The 1,962-nt window shown below is 61.1% G+C and carries 1 protein-coding gene; it reads left to right on the top strand.

The window, feature by feature from the left end; all coding sequences use genetic code 11:
* Positions 1-406 precede the first annotated feature (406 nt).
* Positions 407-1,962 (top strand): hypothetical protein (locus FJY68_14320; protein ID MBM3332996.1); only part of this gene is annotated, 1,556 nt, incomplete at its 3' end.

Raw genomic sequence — 1,962 nt, 5'->3', positions numbered from 1 at the left:
TGGTAGCGTCTGGAAGTCGACCATTCGCGGCGTGACCCTCCAACACTGGGGAAGTCCAGATTCGATGGTCTGGTTCACGCAGCCAGGGATAAACACTTCACAGGACCACGCCGGCGCGGATCAGCCGCTGAATCCGTCAGTAGCGTCCGTCTTGTTCACTCATTCGTCTTGCCGATACGGCAATGTATGCTATGTCGTGAGTGAGCCATGGAGTCAGGGACGAGCCCTGAAGTTCAACTCCGGAGTCTACGGCAATTGGAGTGGCAGACATTACTGGGAGTCGCCTTTCACAAACAGCGTCGGGAGCACGGCCCGGGGCCTTGCTGTTGATGCTAATGGCGGCGGTCATTATGTGTCAGTGGAGGGGGCATACTGGCAGACAGGCGAAGTGCTGAATGGAGCACCGATGTACTTCGGAGCCGGCATAGGTGAGTCTCCGGCGCTAGCGTTGGACGGCGACGGCAAGCGTTGGATTGCGTATGTTGACAGGGACTCGCTGTTCTGCCTGTTCCCGGGCGAGTACCTCCCGCGAGTCATCTACCATGGGGACAGTAGTTCCGTTCCCGGTCAGCCGTCGATTGTCTGCTACCCGGGGCAGGCGAGTGGTGAATGGGTTAGCGCGGTCACCTTCTGTGTCTATGACACCTCTGCGGGGACATCGCGCGTCATGTTTGCCAGAGCCTGCACATCGGGTGTGACGTTGGATACGATAGAGAGCGTGGCCAACCTCGGTGACAGTCTGCCGTGCGTCAGCATCTACAAGAGCGATACGCTGTTGGTTACATGGCAGCATGGGGACTCTACCTTGGCCTCGATGCTCTGCGACTACGGGCCGGGCACGTCGGGCCGGCCGGCGGCATGGTCAAGCCCGAATCTGGTAACTGCGAACGGCTACCATGCCACGAGCCGGTTCGATGACAACGGCACGGTGCTCAACGTCGTCTGGACCCGGAAGAACGGCAGCAATTACGCCATCCAGCGCGCCACCTGCGACCTGGCTACGACCACGTTCGGCAACTGGTCGCTGATGGCGACACCTGGCGACACTGGCTCAACCCAGAAGTCCAACCCAGTCTTTGCCGGGCTTGGGGTCTCCTGCTGGCAGGAGAAGGACGCCAACGGGAAGTGGACAATCAAGGGTTCTGTCCGCGGCAACGAAGAGACGTTCGTGGCCAACGATACTGACGCATGTCATCCTAGCGCGTTCGCGGAGTCCAGCTCCATTTCGCCCAGCATCGATCAGATCAGGTGCCGGATTCTCTACAGCGCCGGAATCGAGGTCCTCGTTGACTCGGCGGTGGTTGATACCGGTCTGACAAGATACGTCTGCGAGAGCTTGAACGTCTCCCGGGCAACGAGCGACGCCACCAAGTACAACAACGGTACGAAGTTCCTGCGTAAGGCCGGGTCAGACTCTCTCTTTGCCGTGTACGCGGACCTCGACGGCGCGATCGCGTACGCGTGGTCGGCGAACGGCGACACCTGGCAGCGGTCGGTGCTGGCCTCGAGCCGCGACTATCCGACGATAGCCGAAGACTCGACCGGCAGGCGCTGGGTCGTCGTCACCAAACCGGTGGGCGTGAACAGCTCAGTTCAGGAGGCCTACTACCGCAACGGGTCATCGTGGACCGGGCCGGAGACCCTGTACACGAACGCAGTGACCACGCTGGGGCCGGCGAGTCTGGCCGGCGCCTCGGATACCTCAACCAGCATTGCCTATGCCGCATTCCTGAACACCAGCGGGATGTCCAAGTCGGTCATCCTCGCCAAGTTTGACGGCAGTTCGGTGTCTACCTACACGGTGGCGACCGGTTCGAGCCTCGACAACCCGTCGCTCACGGTCGAGCCGTACAAGGCGGACTCCGACCGCATCCACGTCACGTGGGAAGACAACGGCACCATCAAGTACGCGATGGACACCGACGGCCGGAGTACGAGCATCGCCAACAACTGGAGCGTGAC

It is taken from the genome of candidate division WOR-3 bacterium, from assembly GCA_016867815.1.
Taxonomy (GTDB): domain Bacteria; phylum Hydrothermota; class Tepidihabitantia; order Tepidihabitantales; family Tepidihabitantaceae; genus UBA2258.
This window is presented reverse-complemented; position numbering and strand designations above follow the sequence as displayed.